This is a genomic window from Bradyrhizobium sp. LeoA1Lang (assembly GCF_055413685.1).
Genome location: NZ_JBVAPG010000049.1, coordinates 1 through 19,467 on the forward strand (window position 1 = coordinate 1; position 19,467 = coordinate 19,467).

The following is a 19,467-nucleotide window of genomic DNA, read 5'->3' on the forward strand; positions in this document are numbered from 1 at the left end:
GGCTTCTCATAGTTAGCAAGCAGTTGATCCAGCAGTTCAGGTGTAATCGTCGTGTCGGTCGTCATGTGAGTCTCCTCGGTAAGGTAAACTCACAGAAACCTGCTTACACATTCTTTCTGACACCCTCAGGTCGTGGCAACGCCGCCTTTTCTCTCACGCGGCACCTTCGCGTACGCCTGCGCCCGCAACGCCGACCTCGATCCCCCCGGCGGACGCGATGGCCGCGCGCATGCCATTGATGAAGCGTGCGCGGGTGAACTGCGCCGCGCGCGCTTCGCAGGCCCGCCGCATCGAAAGCGCCCGCGGCGCCGTCAGCCAGTCCACTGCCGCCGCGATGTCCTCCGCCGTGAAGCCTGCCGGCAGCAGCAGCCCAGTCTCCCCATCGAGCACAGTCTCCAGCAGGCCGCCCTCGGCGACACCGATCACTGGCTTGCCTGCAGCCATGGATTCCACGGGTGACATGCCGAAATCTTCGTCCTTGGGCACGTAGATCGTAGCGACGGCACCCGCCACTAGCGAGCGCAATTCGCGTTCGCCGGTCCAGCCGACGAAGCGGATGTTTGGCGCTTCGGCCGCTCGACGCCGCAACGCCTCGGCGTCGTCGCCGCCCGAGGCGACGACCAGCTGCTTGCCGGGCAGCGCGCGGAAGGCATCAATGATCCTGTCGACGCGCTTCAGCGCCACCAGCCGCGCGGTCGAGAGATAGTAGCCCTGCGGCTCAGCGAAGGCGAAGCCCTCGGTGTCGCAGGGCGGATAGACCACGATGCTGTCTCGGCCGAGAAAGCGCTCAATCCGGCCGCGGACGTTTTCGGAATTGGCGACGATCAGGTGCATGCGGCCGACCGCGCGCTCATAGGCGCGCTGGAAGGCAGCGCCTATGCTCGCAAGGCCGAGCTTCTTCACCGGCGAGATTCCGTCGGCGAACGACTCGCGTTGATCGTAGAGGAAGCGCGGGGGTGTGTGGCAGTAATAGATGTTCCTGCCCGGGCGGTCCGCTGCCGGGGCGGCGAAGGGGGCGCAAACCCCTGAGAAGATACGAGTGTCGATGCTTTCTGCGCGCGCGCGCTGGCGCGCGAAGGCGAAGGCCAGCGCTGGCGCGTGCAGGCCGTAGCGGCGCAGGAGCGGCGAAAGGTTCAAATCGAGGCTCTCGGCGAGGAACAGCGTCCGCTCATAGCTTTCCGGCGTGGTGTAGCCATAGGTGATAGAGGCACCAAGCGCCTGCGCCAGCTCGAGCACCAGCCGCTCGCCGCCGCCGCGGATTGCGAAATAGTCGTGGAAGACGGCAGCAGACGTAAAGCTGCGTTGATTGATCATTTCGCGAACCGTACGGGCGAGGCTGCTGCATTTGTCCTGTGGCGATCCGGTTTTTTAAGTTGCGCCGGGCCGTCTTGCAATGCGCGGCATTTCCTTCGATTCACAGTCCCTTCCAGCCAAGCATGAGCGGTAATCGGGTGGTGTTCTCCGATCCATCTTCGACGCCGATCTCGATGAATCTGTTTGACGTAGTGCCGATCCTCGAAAAGATTTCGGCGATTGTTGCGTCCTCGCAGGACTGCGAAAATATGTGCGCGTTGTACTTGGCCGCGAACCGGGGGCCGCATTTGCGAAGCTGGCGCTCCAGCAGGTGGTCCTCGAAATCGATTGCCTCGAATTCCTTCGAGAGCCAAGTGTGGACCCGAATACTCTCGAGATGCTGCGCGTTCCAGTCGCTGGGGACCAGTTCGCTCGCGAGCTTGCGGATTTCTTCGCTCTCGCCGATGCGCCTGGCGGCGCCACCATCCTGCCGATCGCAGGCAGCGGCGAAAGAAGCTACGCGACACCAAAACTCTTCTCTGGCGAAACCGTCCGCCGGATACCGAGTCCGATTGTGTCAAGACGAGGGCTCGCTATCGCAGCTCGGATGTCGTTGCGTGTGGCTGCATTTTCACTTCGTCAGCAGCCAGCGCTTCATCTCCGATCAGCTTCCCGTGTTCCATGATCAGCCGGCGGGTGCAGAATTGCCGCACCATCCCCTCGGCATGACTCGCCAGCAGCACAATGGGGGTACGCCTGAACAGGCTCTCAATCCGCTGCTGCACCTTGTGCTGGAAATTGGCGTCACCGGCGCCGATGCCTTCGTCGATCAGGAGGATATCCGATTCCACGGCGGTGGAAACTGCGAACGCGAGACGCGTGAACATACCGGCGGAATAGGTGCGCACCGGCAGTTCCAGGAACTCACCCAGCTCAGTGAAATCGGCGATTTCCTCGACCTTCGATGCGATCTCGCGCCGGCTCATGCCGAGCATGTAGCCGCGCAGGTAGATATTCTCGATACCGGTCGCCTCGAAGTCCATTCCAGCAGTGGAATCGAGGAGCGCGCCGACCTTGCCCTCGATAAGGATGGAGCCCGCTCGCGGCTTGTAGATGCCGGAGAGGACGCGGAGCAGGGTCGTCTTGCCCGAGCCGTTGTGTCCGGACAGGGCGACGCGCTCGCCCTCCCGGATTTCGAGAGTGAGGCCGTCAATCGCGCGCACCGAAACAATGTCGCGGGCGCTGGTCATCACCCGGCCGCCGGTCGCCTGTGCAAGGATCCGGTTGCGCAGCGATCGCGCACTGGCACCGAAGATGGCGAATTCGACCGAAAGGTTAGCGATGCAAATGCGCGTCACGCCTCAGACCCAGTAGGAGATGCGCGCGTGGGCGCGGCGATAGAGCCAGGTGGTGAAGGTGAGCCCCACGAGCGCCAGCCCGATGCAGAACAGCCAACTTTGCACCGGAGGCTGTGCGCCGAGGAGTGGTTCGCGAACAATTGCGAGCAGGTGGTAGAACGGATTCAACGCCACGAACGCGGGCCGATGCGACATCACCGAGGGTGACCAGAAGACCGGTGTCACGAAGAACACCACCTGGATGACATTGGTGATTACCGGTGGCATGTCGCGATAGCGGGTCGACAGAATGGCCGAGGCAAGGGCGATCCAGGCGGTGTTGATCAGAAACAGAGTGAAGCCAGGCAGGAACAGGATCACGCTCCAGCCCAGCGAGATCCGGAACACGGCGACGATGAAGACATAAATGGCCATGTTGAACAGCCAAATGAACACGTTGCGCGCCATCATGCGGTAGAAGTGGACGCTCACCGGCACAGGCACGTTGCGGATGAAGCTCTCTGCGGAGATGAAGGCCAGCGCGCCCTCGTTGATGCAACTCGTCAGCAAGCCCCAGAAGATGATACCGATGGCGATATAGGGCAAGGTGTCGCCGACGTCCTGGCGGAACAGGGTGGAGAACACCAGGCCCATGGCTCCGATCATGATGCCCATGGTCAGCGTCAGCCAGAACGGGCCGAGCATTGAGCGGCGGAAGCGCTGGCGGATGTCGTGGTACGCGAGATGGCCCCACAGCGGATAGCGCCGCGCGCCATCCATCAGGTCCGCCATGGCCTGCCGCGGCACAGCCTCCGCCGTGATGCGGACGACGGGTTTCCCGAGGTCAAAATCGGCAGATGTCACGGTCAATCAGCGGCGCCCAATGGTCAGTGGAGCGGATCGCGCCACCCATTAGGATTATTCTTGGCGTAAAGCAACCGCGGATAAGCTGATGATCCGCCGGATTTTTTGAGCTGTAGGGACCAACTCGGAATTGGCAGGCTACGGGTCGAGCGAGGGAAAAAGACGATTCCCAACAAAGACGATTCCTGACGGTTCGGCGAGAGCTTTTCACCGAGCGTTTCGGATAGCAGACCCGTGCGGCTCGCTCGCGGCCGCGCGCAGCGCCGCCAGTATCGTGCTTCGACTTTTCAGCACGAAGTTTTCCGCCGCGGCCAAGGCTCGGACTCCCATTGTATTTCGAAATTCGACGTCGTGGTAGAGCCTCCGCAATGCGCTCGCGGCTTCCGTGATACTTGGCTCTGCCCAGCAGCCAAGGGATCGATCATAGACGCCTTGGGGATCGTCAACCAAGACCTGGTGGCTGTCGATCAGGATGCTATCGTGCGACGACATGAAATCTATGTTGCCTGACCACTTTGTAGCGATCACCGGCTTGCCCGCGGCCATCGCTTCGAGAATCGTGAGACCGAAGCCTTCAGATCGATGCAGGGAAACGTAGACGTCCGCAGCGTCGATCGTCAGGTTCATCGGAATCGAAACATCTGAGATCAGGTGAACGTTATCGTGCACAGCGATTTGGCGCTGCAATGCCTCGGCACCGCGCGGATAGGCGTGGAGATCAAGACAGCGCAGCACAAGACGGGCTGAAGGGTCGTTCCCGAACGCCTCTTTGAAAGCGGCAAGCGCCGCTATAGGATTCTTGCGCTCGAAATTCGACTGCATGGCGAAGCCAAAGGCAACGACAAATGCGGATTCCGGCAGATCCAACATCAGCCGGGCGGCCCTCCTGGCGTCAGCAGTTTGACCATCCCTTGACCTCGGGGAAGCGACGTGAGGCACCACGCGCACCGGCCGGTCGATGGCGCGGGAGATAGCGTCGGCGGAGAAGCTGGACGGTGCCCAAATCTCGTGAAGGAAGCGCGCTCCGTCGATCCAGCCAGCAGGCACTGTCTCCAGTTCCCAAGCCCAATATCCGATCATCAGCTTCTTGCGAACGCGAGCCTGACCTATGCGCCAGAGGGCCCGTGTCACCTGTGGCCCATTGATGTGCAAAATAAGAATGCCGCGGCCATCCCTCGGATCGGACCCGAAGTTTTCAAAAGGAACATCTGCGTTGACTTTGAAGTGCTTACTCAGATCTATCGTGCCAACCCGGTATCCTGCTTGTTGCAGGGCGGAGATGCACAGTCGTGCCGATTGACCGAGCCCTGTCGGGCTCTTGAGCAGGCCGGCTACAACGATGTTGTCGAGCTCGGGGACTGCCTCGCCGGCCGTTGGCATGAGGCGACGTAGCAGGTCCGATTTGATTTCCGCCAGCCGAAGCTGCCATCCCGGCGGGACTGCTTCGCTCGACAGCCGAGTGGCCATATCGTTTCTCATGCCGTATAAGAATTTCTGCAGGTCGTAAGCTGTAGCTGGAAGGAGATACCGATTCCCGCACGGTCACTAATGGAATATCTGATCGATTCGCGGCAGGCGGTTGACAGAGCTATAGAGGACGACTGCGGTTCCAAAGTAGATCGCGCCGTTGCCATCATCGTTGCGGCACTCGCTCAAGGCAAGCCCATGGTGTGCGGCAACGGCGGTTCGGCTAGCGATGCCATGCACATCACGGGAGCGCTTTTCGGACGTTTCCTGAAGGAGCGCAACGCCATCAATTGCGCGATGTGGTATTCGGTTCGGGTGATTACCCGATGCGCGAAGTGACGCCTCTGTCGCAGGAGGCACTGTAATCTGGGATGTTCGAACGTGTTGTCGGGCACTCGTTGGGGGCGGTGGTGACTTTAAAGGTTCTCATAATCTCGTCGCATCGCACGAATTGCGGCATCGCCGCCTATAGCGAGGTGCTCAAGACGCTACTCGAAACGCGTTTTGAGGTAACCATTGCTCCTCTGGATCAAACGATCTTAAAGCGCACGGAACCGCACGTCGTTACCGCGGGTGATCAGCAAATCAGGGCTATTTGCGACAGCTTTGAGAAATACGACGTCGTCAATCTCCAATGGGAGCCGGGGCTTTTGGGCGGCCGGGATCTCGATATGGCTCGCCGCTTCGAGATGATAGTCGATGCAGCGGACCGGTTGGTGCTGACTGTGCACACTGCAGTCCCATACCCCGAGGGCCGTGGTCCTATTGACTTTGCTCGATTTGTTCGGAATCGCGGTTGGCGGCGGGCTGCCAGATTTCCGTTTCATCAGCGTTTCGAAAGACTAACTTACAAGGCGATTGAAAAACGCGCGCGATCGCCGCGACCTTTCTTTGTCGCTACTCACACCCAGCGTGAGCGTGACTTCTTCAAGCAGGTGGCGCGGGTACCTCATGTTTTTGATCATCCGTTATGCCACCTCCGCGCCCGCTGGCCTTCTCAACTGGAAAAGGAAGGGCCAGCCGTGCGTGAGGAGCTTGGCAAGCGTTTCCCTGGCAAAAATACGTTCATTGGCGTTTTCGGATTTTTGTCGGAATACAAAGGCATTATGACTGCCATTAAGGCCATGAGGCACCTCGGACCGGAGTATCAGCTCTTGATATACGGAGGCGTGCACCCCGAGACGATCAAGCCCAAGGCCTCGATTGATCCTTACATCAAGCAAATCCTGGAGGAGATCGAGCGGGGGGAGTCTGGGACTCGGGGTAATCCTAAGGCTAATTCTGATCTGCTCGGCAGGATCAGTTTCTTGGGCGCCCCGAGAGCCGACTATGATTTTGCATTGGCTGTGAAGGCCGTTGACATCTGCCTCTTTCCATATCTCGAGGTAGGGCAGAGCGGATCCGGCCCGGCCTCACATGCAATCGAACTTGGCAAACCCACCATTCTCACGCGCACACGTGCCTTCGTCGAGCTGGAGAAATATTTCCCTGCACAGTTCGAGATGATAGACGTCGGCAATTATATCGAGCTCGCTCAAACGATTGGGAAGTTGAGTCAAACCAAGAACACAAGGCCACAGCCCGGCTACAATTCCGAAACATTGGCAAACTTCTACGGGGACCTGTTCAGTCGTTGTGCAGGTGCCCAGGGAGGTCATCAGAGCCTCACGAACCCGGAACCTATTACGCTGAGAGCGGCGGAGTGAAAAAGCCGCCCGCGCGCCATCGATACTGTCTTTTTCGTCCGCGAACGATTATGAAGCCTCACCACCTTCAATAAACGATCCCCGACGGGCGAAAGCTACCATGAACGGCGTATATCTCGGACGTGACCGCCTGCTGGTCCACACAAATTGGGGGGCCAAGTTGGTAGTCCCCTCCTTTAATATCGACGTGGCTCTCGGCGTGATCCGCGATGGTGTTATCGAGCCCTGGACAACCAGGCTGGTTCAAGAATTGCTCGGCGAGGGGCAGCATTATTTAAATGCCGGCGGAAATTTTGGCTACTATATGGTTCTAGGCGGGCAGCGGGTGGGGCCGTCCGGATCGGTGAAGGTCGTTGAGCCAAACCCTTACATCGTTCCGTACCTGATGATGAACGTGTTCTACGGCGGCATACCTGATCGCACGCACGTGTATAAATGCGCCCTTGGCAATACAACGGGTGAGACCATCACGTTTGCCTTTGATCCGCAATATCTCGGTGGTGGTGGTGCCAGCCGTGAGAGCGGCCAGACGTTTGTGGTTGACAGTTTCGAGGATGCTCGTTGGTCCGCGGAATCGATTTCGCCGCTGTTCGATGAGAATGACCGTCTCATCTTGGGCAAAGGGCTGATGCTTCATTTCGAGACCAAGACGCGTACGATCGACGCAATTTGCGATGGCGGGCCACCGCTGGATCTGATCCACTTGGACATCGAGGGCGCCGAGCCCTTGGCGCTGGCTGGAGCTCGCGAGACCATATCCCGTTCACCGAACCTGCGCCTCATTACTGAATGGTGCGCGAATCATTTTGCGCAAGCGTCGCAGACCTCACAAGAGGCATTTCGCTCGTTCTGGAATCAGGCGGCTGACCTGGGCTTTCGGCCACGACAACTGCTGCCAAAGATTGAACCGGATGGCGGAGTCTATGTTTCGTCTCCCTTAGACTTCGCATATATGACGGAGTTCGCCCCGCACTCTGATTATGTGTGGGTGAAGGCCAGCCACGACCCTTGGGGGAAATGATCGCAAACAAGCGGTTGCCGTTTCCAGCGAATAAAGCTGGGAATGCCGGAGGTGATTTGGTTGAGGTTCGTGGAAATGCATGCGGTTTCGGGCACTGCTTAATCGCGCCCGGCACGCCATCTCGATCTTGGACTGCGGACGCGTGGTCCACCTGCGATCGATTTTATTTGCTGATTAATCTGCCAGCAAATGAGTGAACGTCACAACAGTTATGGTTCCGTCCGGAGCGGCGACGGTGGACCACTGCCGAGAAGCATCGGATCGTGGAGGAGAGTTGGGCGCCCGCGGCAAGCGTTGTTGGGGTTGCGCGCCGCCGACATGATCTTCACCCTAATCTGCTTACAGCTTGGCGGCGGCAGGCGCGCTCGGGGTCCTCGCCTGCGAGCCTGAGCCGCCGTCGCGGCAGGATGATGAAGTCCGCTTTGTGGCGGTCTCGGTTACGCCGAACCGGCAGCCGTTGACGGCGCCCACCGGGGTCTGCGGTGCGATCGAGATCGAGTTCGCAGCCGAGCTCGGATGCAGATCGCAGGCGCGGTTGACGCGGCGACGCTGAAGGCAGCAGTGTTGGTATTGGTGGATGGACCGCCGCGATGATACCGCTGCCGGCGTGCGTGCGGGTATGGCTCGCGACTGGCTATACCGACATGCGGAAGGGTTTTCCGTCGTTGACCCTGCAGGTTCGGGAGATATTGCATCGCGACCCGCTCAGCGGCCACCTGTTTTGCTTCCGTGGTTGTCGCGGCAATCTGCTGAAGGTGATCTGGCATGATGGCCAGGTGTCGTCCCGTTCACTCGGAAGTGAGACCTTTAAGCACGCTGACGAACCGCGGCAGTGGGCCACGACCTCTATCTGCTGAGCGAGGTCGTTGGGCTCTAAGACGAGAACCTCAAGTATCGCGGGTGGTCGGATTGCTTCAGCTATCGGATCGTCGACAACCCGCCACGATTGGGACTGATCCTCGGGGCGCTGGCTGCTTTATTTGGAAACGTCCGCCAAGCTATTGAAATCGTTAGAGGGCTTTTTGGGGCATTTTTCCAAATGCGCTTTGAAATCGTTGAATAATCAAGCGGATTTTGATTCCGCCATTCGGAGGTTCGATCCCTCCCGCCCCCGCCAATCCTAAAAAGATCAGTAAAATCAATGGCTTATATGTTCGAAATATCCGAAGATCGATTGCGTTGAGCAGATCGATTGCGTTGACGAAAATCGAACCTCAAAAACGCGAAAAGCGCTCGACCTCGCTGTTTAAGTCGCCTGAAACCTCAATCACCGCGTACCCGTTCGGCGCGCGGTTTCGCGTCGGGCTATTGCTCGATGTAGCGCGCGATCTCGTTTCTCATCACCACTACCGAGTGGCCGTGTTTATTGGCTCTGAGATCGCCGCGTGCGACCATGCGGTCGAGTTTCGCAAGCGCGATATCCGCAACACGGCAGCCGCCTCCTTGCGCGCCAGGAAACACCGTAGTGATGACGATGGTGCCGAGGTCTCGCGCCTAGCCTTGCCTGCCCGCGTCATCATGTCCGCATCCATGGTGCGATCCGTTTTCTTTCGCCTCTTCGACCCCCGGTCGTCCGGTTCCATGACTCTACTGACGGCTGCAACAATTATTCCGCATTGCGTAAGGATGCGATCGGCTAGTTAAACGGGAAGCAGGGCCTTCTCGATCGTAGCATTACCAGTTTTGATTCCTCAGCCGATAGGAAACTGGACTCAAAAAGGCTCGGTCGTCTGACCAGCGTCGCGTGAGAGACGCGAGGAAATTGCCTTGGCGGTAGAGCGCTTCATCCCTAAAATCCAGCCACCACCGCCAGGTGCTTCGGAAATCGAGCTCAGTCACTAGGAGTAGAAGCTATGCCCAAGCCGGAAAGCTTCCCAATCGACAAGATTTATGTTCCCGTGAAGAGGAAGAAGGCTGTCAAGCCTGAGCTCGTTCAAGAAATCGCGGAAAGTATTTTAGAAATCGGACAACAAGCCCCCATTCTCGTTCGGCCCGACGAAGGCCGGTTCGTTCTGGTCGAGGGACTGCATCGGTTCGAAGCCTGCAAGGCTCTTGGCGAAAGAACTATCATCGGGGTCTTGGTCTCGGCTGAGATCATGCATCAAAAGACGCTTTTGTCAGACAGCGCTGAAGCAGAAGCAGAGCGCGACAAGATGGCGCGATTGAAAAGACTGCGCCTCGAAAAGGAGGCTGCCGCGCGATCAGCCGCTGCTTCAGAGGCCGTCATGGAGACGCAATCGGCGGAGCTTTTGCGAAAACCTTCGGAGAAGGGTATCCGGAACGTTCCCAAGGCATCGCGAATCCAATTAGATCGCAGGACTTCAGGATCAACACCAAGAACGTTGTCGGAATGGCTCACGCAACAAAAGCGCAATGGCGGTCGTTATTGATCGCCCGCTCCGCCGCGACCACCGGCCTCGAGCGGGCTTGAGCCAATAACCTAATGGCCATCTAGGCAATCGTCTTGAGATAGAGGCTCGGGTCGAAATATTTGTTGGCTGGGGTGAAATCCTTGATGCCAGCGTTCGCCATGAAGAAATCGGTGGACTGCTGCAGCCAGTTTGTAATCGTGTTGTCGGAGTATAGCCGCTTCCAATCGTGCGACGTGAACATCTTCTGCGCCTTGAACGATTCGTTGATATCGGCGAGTGGCGTCTGGCTATAGTGGTTCTTCTGCAGTGCTTCCATCGCTTCCTTGCTGTTCGCGATGATGTGGTCGTTGGCTTCAGCCCATCCCTTGATGAGCTTGGCAAGCGTTTCCTTGTTGGGTTCGTAGTAGTCGTTGCGGGCGGCCCAGCCGCCGATGATGGCAGCCTGCGGATAGTAAGCTGAGGCGTCCGCCAATTTCACCGCGCCCGGAACCTTGTCGCGCACGGTCACATTGAACGGAACCCAGAGCGCTACGGCTGGTACGGCGCCGGAGATGAACGCCGTTACCGCCGCGGGCATCGTCTGGTTCATGAGTTCTATCTCTTTCGGGTCGACATTGTTGGCGCGGAGCGCCTTGTCGAGAAACACATGCGCGGTCGTGCCGGTTGCCGTCGCGATGCGTTTTCCCTTCAAGTCTGCGAAGGATTTGATGCCCTGGTCGGAACGCACCCAAAGTTGAGCGGTAGCCACCTCGATATCGTTGATCAGGAATACCTTGCCTTGCCCGCGCGCCGGGAAGTTCGACAGCACGGCGCCGGTTGCCAGCAGGTCGAGACTGCCGCCGATCAGCGCCTGAAAGATCTCGAGGCCGGTGTTGAACTGGCGCAATTCAAGATCGAGCCCCTGCTTATCGAAGGTGCCGCGATCCATGCCGGTCCATATCTGTCCGTCAACGGCAACGGTGTGCAGATAGCCCACCCGAATCTTGGTTTTTGCCTGCGCGATCGCGGGAGCACACGCCGCAAAGCTGCCGAGCCCGATGCCGGCTGCCGCCGTCAGGAATTGCCGTCGATCCATGTGTTTCCCTCCCGCCATCTTGTTATCTATTCCGAAAATGAAACCGGTCGCATTTGCGCCTGCTGTGCCCGGTATTCGCTCATCACGAGCTCTCTGATGTAACTCCTCAGCTCGCCGAACTCCGGCCTTTCCTGAATCGTTTCGTCGCGCGGATAGGCAAAGGGCACGTCGATGATCTTCTTGATCCGCGCGGGACGCGCCGTCACCACGACTATCCGAGAGGCGAGGAAAATCGCCTCTTCGACGGAGTGGGTGATGAGCATGACGGTCTTGCCCTCGGTCGCGAGCACCTTGAGCAGCAGGTTCTGCATGTTGGCGCGGGTCTGCGCGTCGAGAGCCCCGAACGGCTCGTCCATCAGGAGAAATTGCGGCTTCACCGCATAAGCGCGGGCAATAGCCCGCCGCTGTCGCATGCCGCCAGAGAGATGCTTGGGGTAGGAATTCGCAAAATCCCCAAGACCCATGAGATCGATATAGTGGTCGCAGATCGCGTCGCGTTCCGCGACCGGAACACGATTGGCCTTGAGCTGCAGACCGAAGGCGATGTTCTGTTTGACGGTGAGCCAGGGGAAGACGCCGTACTCCTGAAAAATCACGCCGCGTTCCGGGCCGGGACCCCGGACCGGCTCGCCTTCGAACAGCACCCGGCCTGTGGTCGGCTTCTGAAAGCCGGCCAGCATGCTCATCATGGTGGTTTTGCCGCAACCGGAAGGTCCGATCACCGCAATGAAGTCGCCTTCATGAATGTCGCAGGTGACGTTATCGACGACCGAGAGCCTGCCTTTCGGCGTATCGAAGGCGAGCGAGACGTGGTCGAACTGTGCGCGCTTGGCGGACTTCACGATGCCGTTCATGCGATCGCTCGCTCCTGCCACACCAGCAATCTGGCGCTGATCCGGCGCAGGATCAGATCCATGATCAGGGCGATGCAGCCGATGCAGATAATTCCGACATAGATCACGTCGAGCAGGAAATAGGTGGACGCGTTCTGGATCATGGCACCAAGTCCACGCTGCGCGGCGACAAGCTCTGATGCAACCAGCGTTGCCCACGCCACGCCCAGCGCGACCCGCAACGCGGTGAGGATATGTGGCACCGTCAAGGGGATGATGACTTTGCGAAATATCTCGATCTCGCCGGCGCCCAGCGTCTTCGCGACGCGGATATAGAGAGGCGTGATCTGCGAGACGCCTTCATACATCACGATAACTCCCGAGAAGAACGCGGCGTAGAACAGAATGACGAGCTTCGCCGGCTCGTCGACACCGAAATAGACGATCACGAGTGGGATCAGGGCGATCGGCGGCAGGGCGCGAAAAAAATTGATCATCGGGTCGGCGAGGATGCGCGCCGGCCGATACCAGCCGAGCAGGAAGCCGACGGGGACCGCGACCATGATGCCGAGGATCACCCCCAGAAAGACACGCCGCGTCGACGACCAAATGTCGAGCAGCAGATTGTCGTGCAGCAGGAGATCAACGAACTTGGCCGCAACCTGGTGCGGCGAGGGTATCAGCGCTTCGTTGACCAATCCGCTCCAGCGCACTGCGTACCAAAGCACGACTGCGCCGATCCACGGGATGGACCCCAACAACAAGCGCATTGCGGTGCTGCCCTTTATCAAGCGTTTCCAACTGTGTTTGTGATTGATTGATGTGCTATCATACGATAAATAGGATGACTATACAAGAGGGCTATTTCCGCGGGATGCTGCCGATGACATCGCCGAAATTCACCGTCCGCAACGTCCAGGCCTTCTGCTACCGCTATCCGTTGGCGACGCCGGTCGTGACGTCGTTCGGTCGGATGCTCAACCGGCCGGCGGTGTTCGTTCGTGTCGAAGATGAGGACGGTTACGTCGGCTGGGGCGAGGTCTGGTCGAACTTCCCGTCGACTGGAGCCGAGCACCGGACGCGGCTCGTCAACGAGATTCTCGCGCCCGCCATCCACGGTCGTGGCGTCAGCGAGCCAGCGGAGCTGTTTGCGGCGATGACCGAGGGAACCGCGGTACTGGCGCTGCAATCGGGCGAACCAGGTCCCTTTGCCCAGGCGATTGCCGGCATCGATCTTGCGTTTTGGGATATTCACGCGCGACGCCGCAAGGTCCCGCTGTGGAAATTACTCGGCGGGACCGGTAACAGAATTAAAGTCTACGCCAGCGGGATCAATCCGATCGGCTCGCGGCAGACGGCAGAAGCGGCGCTGCGGCGCGGACACCTCGCCCTCAAGCTGAAGGTCGGATTTGATCCGGCAACGGATCGTTCCAACCTTGCTGCGCTTCGCGACATTGTAGGCGCAGGTGTATTGGCTGCGGACGCCAATCAGGCCTGGTCTCTCGCGCGCGCGCTCGAACTGGCGCCCTCTTACGGAGAGTTTGGCCTTGCCTGGCTCGAAGAGCCGATCCGCGCCGACCGACCATGGCACGAGTGGCAAACCTTGAGCGAGCAAGCTGGCGTGCCGTTGGCCGCAGGAGAGAACATTGCGAGTTCTGCGGGGTTCGATCAGGCGCTCCACGATCGCGTGTTGCGAGTCGTGCAGCCCGATATAGCCAAATGGGGCGGATTGACCGTGGGCTCGAAGATCGCGCGCTCCATCCTGGCGGCCGACAAGATTTTCTGTCCGCATTATCTGGGCGGCGGGATTGGCCTCTTGGCGTCGGCGCATCTGCTTGCCGGGGTCGGTGGCGCGGGCATGCTGGAAGTCGATTCCAACGATAATCCGCTGCGCGACCGGCTTTGCGGGCCGGTCGCCGATGTGAAGAACGGCGCCGTAACGTTGAGTGAGGAGCCGGGCCTGGGAATAGAACCGGACCTCTCGTGGATCGAAGAGTATCGGACAGCTTGATCTGGCGGGCGGTTCGTTCTGCAGCGTATTCGTCCGAAAGGACGTGAGACCGTTTCGGCGATCGCCGATCGGGCAGGCTGGCGACACGTTCTTCCTATGAGAGCCAGGGAGCGGCGGGCAGGATGGATTTGATTTCCGATAGCCACATTCCGAAATATGCGCAGATTGCCGATATCTTCCGGCAGCGAATTGCCCGGGGAGTCTGGGCGCAAGGCTCGCGCCTGCCGGCAAACGAGATGCTTGCAGCCGAGTTCGGTGTTTCGCGAGTGACCATCAGACAAGCGGTCGAACTTCTTGCCCGCGACGGCGTGATCCAGGCACGGCAAGGCCGTGGCACCTTCGTAACCGGTATGCTCAAGCAGGACCGCTGGTTGAAGGTCGAGACGAGTCTTGCCGATCTCGCCGAGGTCTATCGCGACACGTCCCCCGAGATCATCAACATTTCAGAGAGCCACACTGATGCACCGTTGCTCCCGGAGGACGGCCGGCCGGCGGAACGCTACGTGTTCATGCGACGGGTGCATTCACACAACAAGCAGCCTTACTGCGTGATCTCGATATATCTCGACGAGAAGCTCTTCCGCAGAAGTCCGGACCGCTTCCGAACCGAGACGGTGATTCCGCTGCTCAAGGAGCTGAAATCTCCTGCGATCGAGACAGCGCGACAAACCCTGACGATCGGAATGGCCGATCTCGACGCCGCGAAACTGTTGCGAATTCCCTTGAACTCACCTGTGGCCGAGGTTCGGCGTGTGTTTGCGAGCGCCGATCGTCGTGTGATCTATCTGGGCGAAGTAACCTACCGCGGCGACTTTGTCCGGCTTGATATCGATCTGCGGCCTTGAAGTGCGCGTCTAGCGCGAGAACAGCTCCTGATTGCGCCGCTCAAGCTCCTCTCCGTAGGTCCGCAGGACGTGCGCTTCGCTCACCGTTCCAATTGCCGCGCGATGGTTGACGCGATCGACGACGGCGAGCACGTCGGCCTCGCTTTGTTCGAAGGTCTTGAGAATCTCGCGAATCGAAGTATTGGGCAGCACGAATTCGTCATTTTGCCGGGCGATTGCGCCGAGCGGCGAATCCTCTGCAGCCTCGGTCAGGTGCAGGTCTGCCGACGAGACGATGCCGGCATAGGTTCCCTTTGCGTCGCGCAGCACGATCTGCCTGACTTGCACCGGAGAGAAGATCCTCTGAGCTTCCGCGATTGACATGCTGCTCGGCGCACTGTCGAAATCGGCTCGCATCAGGGAGCTGGCGTTCAATTGGCGGACCCAGCCAACGTCCTGAGGGCCGCGGATGACCTCGCCTCGGAGATGAAAGCGCCACGTCGCGAAATTGTAGCCGAACAATTCGCGTACCGTCAGCGCGCAGACAGAGGAGGCAATGACGGCACCAACGGTCACCGAAAAATCGCCGGTGATCTCCAGCGCCAGGCAAATCATGCTGATCGGTGCGCCGAGCACTCCCGTTCCGAAAGCCGCAAGCGCGGCAATAGCGGCCGTTCCCGGTTGCAGGGCAAACGCCGGCAGCAGGCTGCTCATTAGCGTGCTGTAAAACTGACCAATCAGCGCGCCCAGCAACAGCGAGGCGAAGAACAAGCCGCCGCGGAAACCAGACCCGAGAGAGATTGCGGACGCCAGCGTCTTGAGCAGGATGATCGAGGCCAATAGCGTCCACGTTGGATTGCTCAAGAGCTGGATCTGCATCGCACCATGTCCCGCCCCCAGCACCGCAGGCGTCAGCAGCGCCAACGAGCCGAGCAGCGCTCCGCCGGCGATCGGCCTGAGAAAGCCATTGAAAGCGGACAGGCGTTGAAAGCAACGCTCGGAGAACGCGACGGCCAACATCGTGATGACGCTGGCAAAGGCACAGAGCAGACCGATCATCATCGTCTGCCCGACCATCTCGGCTGAAACCGGAGAGGGAAAACCGGGAACCATCAGGAAGGATTGATGGGTGAGGTGTCTTGCGACAAGCCATGAAGCAACTGCGCTCGCGATAACGGGCACGAGGCTGGCCGAGGTATATGCGCCGAGAATGACTTCGAACGCGTAGAAAGCGCCGGCCAGCGGCGCGGAAAATGCGGCGCTGATTGCGCCTGCCGCCCCACAAGCGACCAGAAGCCGCATATCGCTCCGTCGTGCCGCGAGCCGCTGTCCGAACAACGACCCAAAGGCTGCGCATATTTGGGTGTATCCCGCTTCCAGCCCCACCGATCCGCCGAAGCCGTTCGAAAGCAGTGTCTGGATAGAAATCAGCAGACTGCCGCGCATCGACAGGTGGCCGCCATAGAGTGCATTTGCCTCTATCGCATCGGCAAGCTGCTGTCCCCTGAGTTTGCGTGAAAAGAAAACCGCAATGAGCGCAAGGATGGCGCCGCCGATAATGGGGACAAGCAACGCGCGCTGCCACAAGATGAACTTTGCCGAACTGAGATGTTCATCGAACGGGATATCGAACAAGAGCGCGTGCGCAGCCTGGCTCAGTTTCGATATGGATACGACGAGAAGTCCGCTCAGAAGCCCGACGACGATGGCGACTGCAACCAGACCGGTCTCGCGGTTGCGGACAAAATTGCGCAAGCCTGACGGAAGACGACGGCCAGTTGCGGCGCTTTGTTTCGCGCCGAGCTCGGGTGCTGCCAAAGTGGTCATTGAAAACTCGCGTCGACGTCGCAGCCGAGAGGCTGACATTCACGATGGCGAGCTTTCGGGGGCGCTAATTCGCGCTCCCTGGTCGACGGTCTTGGGTAGTTGCTGCAATTGGCAGGGGCTGGAGGCATTCGAACTCCGCACCGGAAATTCGGCAAATCTGGATTGACGAATGTCATCCTAATAGTAATATGATATGTAGACAAGATGACAAATGGCGCCGCGTGGCGCTCGTTGCGACAGCGCGCGAGTGCGGCCATCCACGCCATTGACGAGTCGAAGCCGATGATTGCACCAGGCCAAGGGGAAAGCGTGCGCAATGATGGTCGCGTGGACGGCTGCTGCGCGCCAAGATCTTCCCGACAGGGATGCGCCACCCTGGAGGAGCGATGGCTAAGCGTCAGTGGATTCATGCCCCGCCGAAGTGAAGCTGTCTCTATCCCGGTAGGTCGCGCCGAGATGGGGACGGACGCCCCTGTCTTTGAGGCTGATGGCGAAGCCCCGCGAAGGCGCCTGACCCTCAAGCCGTTTGCCCTCGATGCCGTGACCGTTACGAACGAACGCTTCGCCGCGTTCGTTCGGGAGACGGGCTATGTCACCGACGCCGAACGGCTTGGTTGGTCCTTCGTCTTCTATCAACATCTTGCTGGCGGAGCCGATCAATATCCGCGCGTTCAGGGCGCCGACTGGTGGTGTCGCGTGGACGGTGCGTTTTGGGCGGCGCCGGAGGGCGGGGCTTCGAACATTTCGGAGCGGCTGGATCATCCGGTCGTTCATGTTTCGCATGTGGATGCCCAGCGCTTTGCGTCGTGGAGTGGTGGTCGTCTTCCCAGCGAGGCTGAGTGGGAGCATGCGGCGCGTGGCGGCCTTGAAGGTGCGCTATTTCCCTGGGGCAATCGGGAGCCTGACGACCGGTCATACTTTCCATGCAACATCTGGCAAGGAGACTTCCCATCCAGAAATACCCTTGCGGACGGTTACTTCTCTACGGCGCCGGCGCGGTCGTTCGCGCCCAACGGCTATGGACTCTATAATTGCAGCGGCAATGTCTGGGAATGGTGCGCAAACGCCTATCGCGTTTCTTCGCTCAAACGTGCGGCGCAAATGACCAACGCCACCGCGCTACGTGACGGATGGCGCGTGCTGAAAGGCGGTTCGTTTCTCTGTCATCGCTCATACTGCTACCGCTATCGCATCGCTGCGCGCACCGGAAATCCACCCGACACGAGCACCTCCCATATCGGGTTTCGTGTCGCTTACGATCTTTGATCGGCATTCGTCGGCGGGCTCGATCCCGATACTCCAAAGGAAGGCATGATGTATCCAAGCGTTCTTCTTCAAGTTGCCGGCGTGTGGCGTGAGGCCTGCGGCGGGATCGCGCATCCAATCCTCAATCCGGCCACGGGAGAGGAAATCGGGAGGTACCCCGTCGCGGCGCAGGCCGATTTGGACGAAACCCTGCTGGCGGCAGATCGCGGTTTCAAGCAGTGGCGCGCAGTGTCGCCGTATGAGCGGGGCCAGATCCTCCGAAAATCGGCAAGCCTGTTACGGGAGCGGGCCGAAACTATCGCGCGCATCATGACGATTGAGCAAGGCAAGCCTCTCGCCGAGGCGCGGCTCGAGATTGCAGCGGGTGCCGACTTCATCGATTGGGCAGCAGAGGAAGGGCGGCGCGTCTATGGCCGTGTCATACCGGCTCGCGGGCCTGGCGTGGCGCAACTGGTCGTTCGCGAGCCGGTCGGTCCCGTCGCCGCCTTTACGCCGTGGAATTTTCCGATCGTCCAGGCGGCACGCAAGGTTGCGAGCGCGCTGTCCACGGGATGCTCGGTAATCCTGAAAGGTCCGGAGGAGGCGCCAGCCAGTTGTGCCGAGATGGTAAGGGCATTCCTGGATGCCGGTGTTCCAGCCGATGCGCTGTCGTTTGTGCTTGGATCTCCGGCCGAGATTTCATCCTATCTGATCGCGCATCCAGTGATCAGAAAGATCTCGTTCACCGGTTCGACCGTGGTCGGCAAGACTCTTGCGGCGCTGGCGGGCCAGCACATGAAACGGGCCACGATGGAGCTCGGCGGACATGCGCCGGCTTTGATTTTCGCGGATGCCGATCTGGACAGGGCGGTGACGACCCTTGCGGCGAACAAGTTCCGAAACGCCGGGCAGGTTTGCATTTCCCCCAGTCGTTTCCTGGTCCAGGCTTCCGTCATGGATCAGTTCATCGAGAAGTTCGTGGCGACAGCCAGGCAGGTGAGGGTCGGCGATGGCCTTGATCCACAGACAACGATGGGGCCACTCGCGCATGAGCGGCGACTTCTCGCCATGGAGCAATTGGTGAGCGATGCTCGCGAGCAGGGCGCGGAAATTCGCCTCGGTGGCGGACGGTTCGGCAATCGCGGATATTTCTTCGAGCCGACCGTCATCGCCAACGCTTCTCTCGACGTGCGCGTGATGAATGAAGAGCCGTTCGGCCCGATCGCCGTGATACGTCCATTCTACGACGTGGACGAGGCGATCGGCGAGGCGAACCGACTCCCGTTCGGCCTTGCGGCCTATGCGTATACCCGCTCGATGAGCGTCGCCGACAAGCTCGCCGCCAGTGTCGAATGTGGAATGATATCGATCAATCACCACGGTCTTGGTCTCCCCGAAAATCCGTTCGGCGGCGTCAAGGACTCGGGCTACGGCAGCGAGGGTGGCAGCGAGGCCCTCGAAGGCTATCTCGTTTCGAAACTGGTTTCGCGGACCAACTAAAAGTCATCATATAAGTATGATGACATATTGACATATCAAACAAGAAGGAGCATTGAAGGTTCAGGTCTGGGAAGAACGACAACAAAGAACGG

18 protein-coding genes and 1 pseudogene are annotated in these 19,467 nt (G+C 59.5%); 11 read left to right on the forward strand and 8 right to left on the reverse strand.

The window, feature by feature from the left end; all coding sequences use genetic code 11:
• Nucleotides 1-153: 153 nt before the first annotated feature.
• The 4 genes from ACZYOF_RS18210 to ACZYOF_RS18225 form a co-directional block, all read right to left on the reverse strand.
• Nucleotides 154-1,314, reverse strand: coding sequence for a glycosyltransferase (locus tag ACZYOF_RS18210; RefSeq protein ID WP_463716598.1), 1,161 nt, complete (start codon nucleotides 1,312-1,314; stop codon nucleotides 154-156).
• A 572-nt stretch (nucleotides 1,315-1,886) separates the two neighbouring features.
• A complete protein-coding gene (locus ACZYOF_RS18215; RefSeq protein ID WP_463716599.1) occupies nucleotides 1,887-2,651 on the reverse strand; it encodes an ABC transporter ATP-binding protein in 765 nt (254 codons plus the stop codon).
• A 3-nt stretch (nucleotides 2,652-2,654) separates the two neighbouring features.
• A complete protein-coding gene (locus ACZYOF_RS18220) occupies nucleotides 2,655-3,494 on the reverse strand; it encodes an ABC transporter permease (RefSeq protein ID WP_463716627.1) in 840 nt (279 codons plus the stop codon).
• Between the two features lie 207 nt (nucleotides 3,495-3,701).
• The gene (locus ACZYOF_RS18225) at nucleotides 3,702-4,961 is read right to left on the reverse strand and encodes a glycosyltransferase family 4 protein (protein ID WP_463716600.1); all 1,260 of its coding nucleotides are present in this window, start codon (nucleotides 4,959-4,961) and stop codon (nucleotides 3,702-3,704) included.
• Nucleotides 4,962-5,042: 81 nt separating this feature from the next.
• On the opposite strand from ACZYOF_RS18225, the gene ACZYOF_RS18230 reads away from it, so the two are divergent.
• The 7 genes and pseudogenes from ACZYOF_RS18230 (at nucleotide 5,043) to ACZYOF_RS18260 (ending at nucleotide 10,078) form a co-directional block, all read left to right on the forward strand.
• Complete coding sequence (locus tag ACZYOF_RS18230) at nucleotides 5,043-5,300, forward strand: SIS domain-containing protein (RefSeq protein WP_130578147.1); 258 nt, start codon at nucleotides 5,043-5,045, stop codon at nucleotides 5,298-5,300.
• Between the two features lie 32 nt (nucleotides 5,301-5,332).
• A complete protein-coding gene (locus ACZYOF_RS18235) occupies nucleotides 5,333-6,667 on the forward strand; it encodes a glycosyltransferase family protein (protein ID WP_463716601.1) in 1,335 nt (444 codons plus the stop codon).
• A 100-nt stretch (nucleotides 6,668-6,767) separates the two neighbouring features.
• Nucleotides 6,768-7,688 (forward strand): FkbM family methyltransferase, encoded by a 921-nt coding sequence (locus ACZYOF_RS18240; RefSeq protein ID WP_394568197.1) that lies wholly within the window; start codon nucleotides 6,768-6,770, stop codon nucleotides 7,686-7,688.
• Nucleotides 7,689-7,927: 239 nt separating this feature from the next.
• A pseudogene (locus ACZYOF_RS18245) lies at nucleotides 7,928-8,149 on the forward strand (transposase); the annotation flags it as partial.
• A gap of 129 nt (nucleotides 8,150-8,278) precedes the next feature.
• Nucleotides 8,279-8,545 carry an IS66 family insertion sequence element accessory protein TnpB gene (gene tnpB, locus ACZYOF_RS18250; protein ID WP_463716602.1) on the forward strand — a complete coding sequence of 89 codons (267 nt, stop codon included), beginning with the start codon at nucleotides 8,279-8,281 and terminating at the stop codon, nucleotides 8,543-8,545.
• A 340-nt stretch (nucleotides 8,546-8,885) separates the two neighbouring features.
• On the forward strand, nucleotides 8,886-9,332 hold the full coding sequence (locus tag ACZYOF_RS18255) for a hypothetical protein (protein ID WP_463716603.1): 447 nt from the start codon (nucleotides 8,886-8,888) through the stop codon (nucleotides 9,330-9,332).
• A gap of 209 nt (nucleotides 9,333-9,541) precedes the next feature.
• Nucleotides 9,542-10,078, forward strand: a complete 537-nt coding sequence (locus tag ACZYOF_RS18260; RefSeq protein ID WP_463716604.1) for a ParB N-terminal domain-containing protein — start codon at nucleotides 9,542-9,544, stop codon at nucleotides 10,076-10,078.
• A 61-nt stretch (nucleotides 10,079-10,139) separates the two neighbouring features.
• On the opposite strand, the gene ACZYOF_RS18265 is transcribed toward ACZYOF_RS18260, so the two are convergent.
• Genes ACZYOF_RS18265 through ACZYOF_RS18275 form a run of 3 tightly spaced genes read right to left on the reverse strand, consistent with a single transcriptional unit; the run spans nucleotide 10,140 to nucleotide 12,738 of the window.
• The gene (locus ACZYOF_RS18265; RefSeq protein ID WP_463716605.1) at nucleotides 10,140-11,135 is read right to left on the reverse strand and encodes an ABC transporter substrate-binding protein; all 996 of its coding nucleotides are present in this window, start codon (nucleotides 11,133-11,135) and stop codon (nucleotides 10,140-10,142) included.
• Nucleotides 11,136-11,161: 26 nt separating this feature from the next.
• On the reverse strand, nucleotides 11,162-11,989 hold the full coding sequence (locus ACZYOF_RS18270) for an ABC transporter ATP-binding protein (protein ID WP_463716606.1): 828 nt from the start codon (nucleotides 11,987-11,989) through the stop codon (nucleotides 11,162-11,164).
• A complete protein-coding gene (locus ACZYOF_RS18275) occupies nucleotides 11,986-12,738 on the reverse strand; it encodes an ABC transporter permease (RefSeq protein WP_463716607.1) in 753 nt (250 codons plus the stop codon). The genes ACZYOF_RS18270 and ACZYOF_RS18275 overlap by 4 nt, the downstream gene beginning before the upstream one ends.
• A 113-nt stretch (nucleotides 12,739-12,851) precedes the next feature.
• On the opposite strand from ACZYOF_RS18275, the gene ACZYOF_RS18280 reads away from it, so the two are divergent.
• Together ACZYOF_RS18280 and ACZYOF_RS18285 are read left to right on the forward strand one after the other, a co-directional pair.
• Nucleotides 12,852-13,979, forward strand: a complete 1,128-nt coding sequence (locus ACZYOF_RS18280; RefSeq protein WP_463716628.1) for a mandelate racemase/muconate lactonizing enzyme family protein — start codon at nucleotides 12,852-12,854, stop codon at nucleotides 13,977-13,979.
• A gap of 122 nt (nucleotides 13,980-14,101) precedes the next feature.
• Nucleotides 14,102-14,824, forward strand: coding sequence for a GntR family transcriptional regulator (locus ACZYOF_RS18285; RefSeq protein ID WP_130578156.1), 723 nt, complete (start codon nucleotides 14,102-14,104; stop codon nucleotides 14,822-14,824).
• Between the two features lie 9 nt (nucleotides 14,825-14,833).
• Here the strand turns inward: ACZYOF_RS18285 and ACZYOF_RS18290 are convergent, their stop codons facing one another.
• The gene (locus ACZYOF_RS18290; RefSeq protein ID WP_463716608.1) at nucleotides 14,834-16,630 is read right to left on the reverse strand and encodes a chloride channel protein; all 1,797 of its coding nucleotides are present in this window, start codon (nucleotides 16,628-16,630) and stop codon (nucleotides 14,834-14,836) included.
• Between the two features lie 408 nt (nucleotides 16,631-17,038).
• Between ACZYOF_RS18290 and ACZYOF_RS18295 the strand changes: the two genes are divergently transcribed.
• Together ACZYOF_RS18295 and ACZYOF_RS18300 are read left to right on the forward strand one after the other, a co-directional pair.
• Nucleotides 17,039-17,896 (forward strand): formylglycine-generating enzyme family protein, encoded by an 858-nt coding sequence (locus ACZYOF_RS18295; protein WP_463716629.1) that lies wholly within the window; start codon nucleotides 17,039-17,041, stop codon nucleotides 17,894-17,896.
• A gap of 48 nt (nucleotides 17,897-17,944) precedes the next feature.
• Nucleotides 17,945-19,375: an NAD-dependent succinate-semialdehyde dehydrogenase gene (locus ACZYOF_RS18300; RefSeq protein WP_463716609.1), complete on the forward strand. Its 1,431-nt coding sequence runs from the start codon at nucleotides 17,945-17,947 to the stop codon at nucleotides 19,373-19,375.
• The last annotated feature ends 92 nt before the right edge of the window (nucleotides 19,376-19,467 follow it).

Excerpts from the sequence above, each read along its gene's own strand:
- ACZYOF_RS18210 (WP_463716598.1), bottom strand. The coding sequence starts at position 1,314 with ATGATCAATCAACGCAGCTTTACGTCTGCTGCCGTCTTCCACGACTAT.
- ACZYOF_RS18225 (WP_463716600.1), bottom strand. The coding sequence starts at position 4,961 with ATGGCCACTCGGCTGTCGAGCGAAGCAGTCCCGCCGGGATGGCAGCTT.
- ACZYOF_RS18230 (WP_130578147.1), top strand. The coding sequence starts at position 5,043 with ATGGAATATCTGATCGATTCGCGGCAGGCGGTTGACAGAGCTATAGAG.
- ACZYOF_RS18235 (WP_463716601.1), top strand. The coding sequence starts at position 5,333 with ATGTTCGAACGTGTTGTCGGGCACTCGTTGGGGGCGGTGGTGACTTTA.
- ACZYOF_RS18240 (WP_394568197.1), top strand. The coding sequence starts at position 6,768 with ATGAACGGCGTATATCTCGGACGTGACCGCCTGCTGGTCCACACAAAT.
- tnpB (WP_463716602.1), top strand. The coding sequence starts at position 8,279 with ATGATACCGCTGCCGGCGTGCGTGCGGGTATGGCTCGCGACTGGCTAT.
- ACZYOF_RS18260 (WP_463716604.1), top strand. The coding sequence starts at position 9,542 with ATGCCCAAGCCGGAAAGCTTCCCAATCGACAAGATTTATGTTCCCGTG.
- ACZYOF_RS18265 (WP_463716605.1), bottom strand. The coding sequence starts at position 11,135 with ATGGATCGACGGCAATTCCTGACGGCGGCAGCCGGCATCGGGCTCGGC.
- ACZYOF_RS18270 (WP_463716606.1), bottom strand. The coding sequence starts at position 11,989 with ATGAACGGCATCGTGAAGTCCGCCAAGCGCGCACAGTTCGACCACGTC.
- ACZYOF_RS18275 (WP_463716607.1), bottom strand. The coding sequence starts at position 12,738 with ATGCGCTTGTTGTTGGGGTCCATCCCGTGGATCGGCGCAGTCGTGCTT.
- ACZYOF_RS18280 (WP_463716628.1), top strand. The coding sequence starts at position 12,852 with ATGACATCGCCGAAATTCACCGTCCGCAACGTCCAGGCCTTCTGCTAC.
- ACZYOF_RS18285 (WP_130578156.1), top strand. The coding sequence starts at position 14,102 with ATGGATTTGATTTCCGATAGCCACATTCCGAAATATGCGCAGATTGCC.
- ACZYOF_RS18290 (WP_463716608.1), bottom strand. The coding sequence starts at position 16,630 with ATGACCACTTTGGCAGCACCCGAGCTCGGCGCGAAACAAAGCGCCGCA.
- ACZYOF_RS18295 (WP_463716629.1), top strand. The coding sequence starts at position 17,039 with ATGCCCCGCCGAAGTGAAGCTGTCTCTATCCCGGTAGGTCGCGCCGAG.
- ACZYOF_RS18300 (WP_463716609.1), top strand. The coding sequence starts at position 17,945 with ATGTATCCAAGCGTTCTTCTTCAAGTTGCCGGCGTGTGGCGTGAGGCC.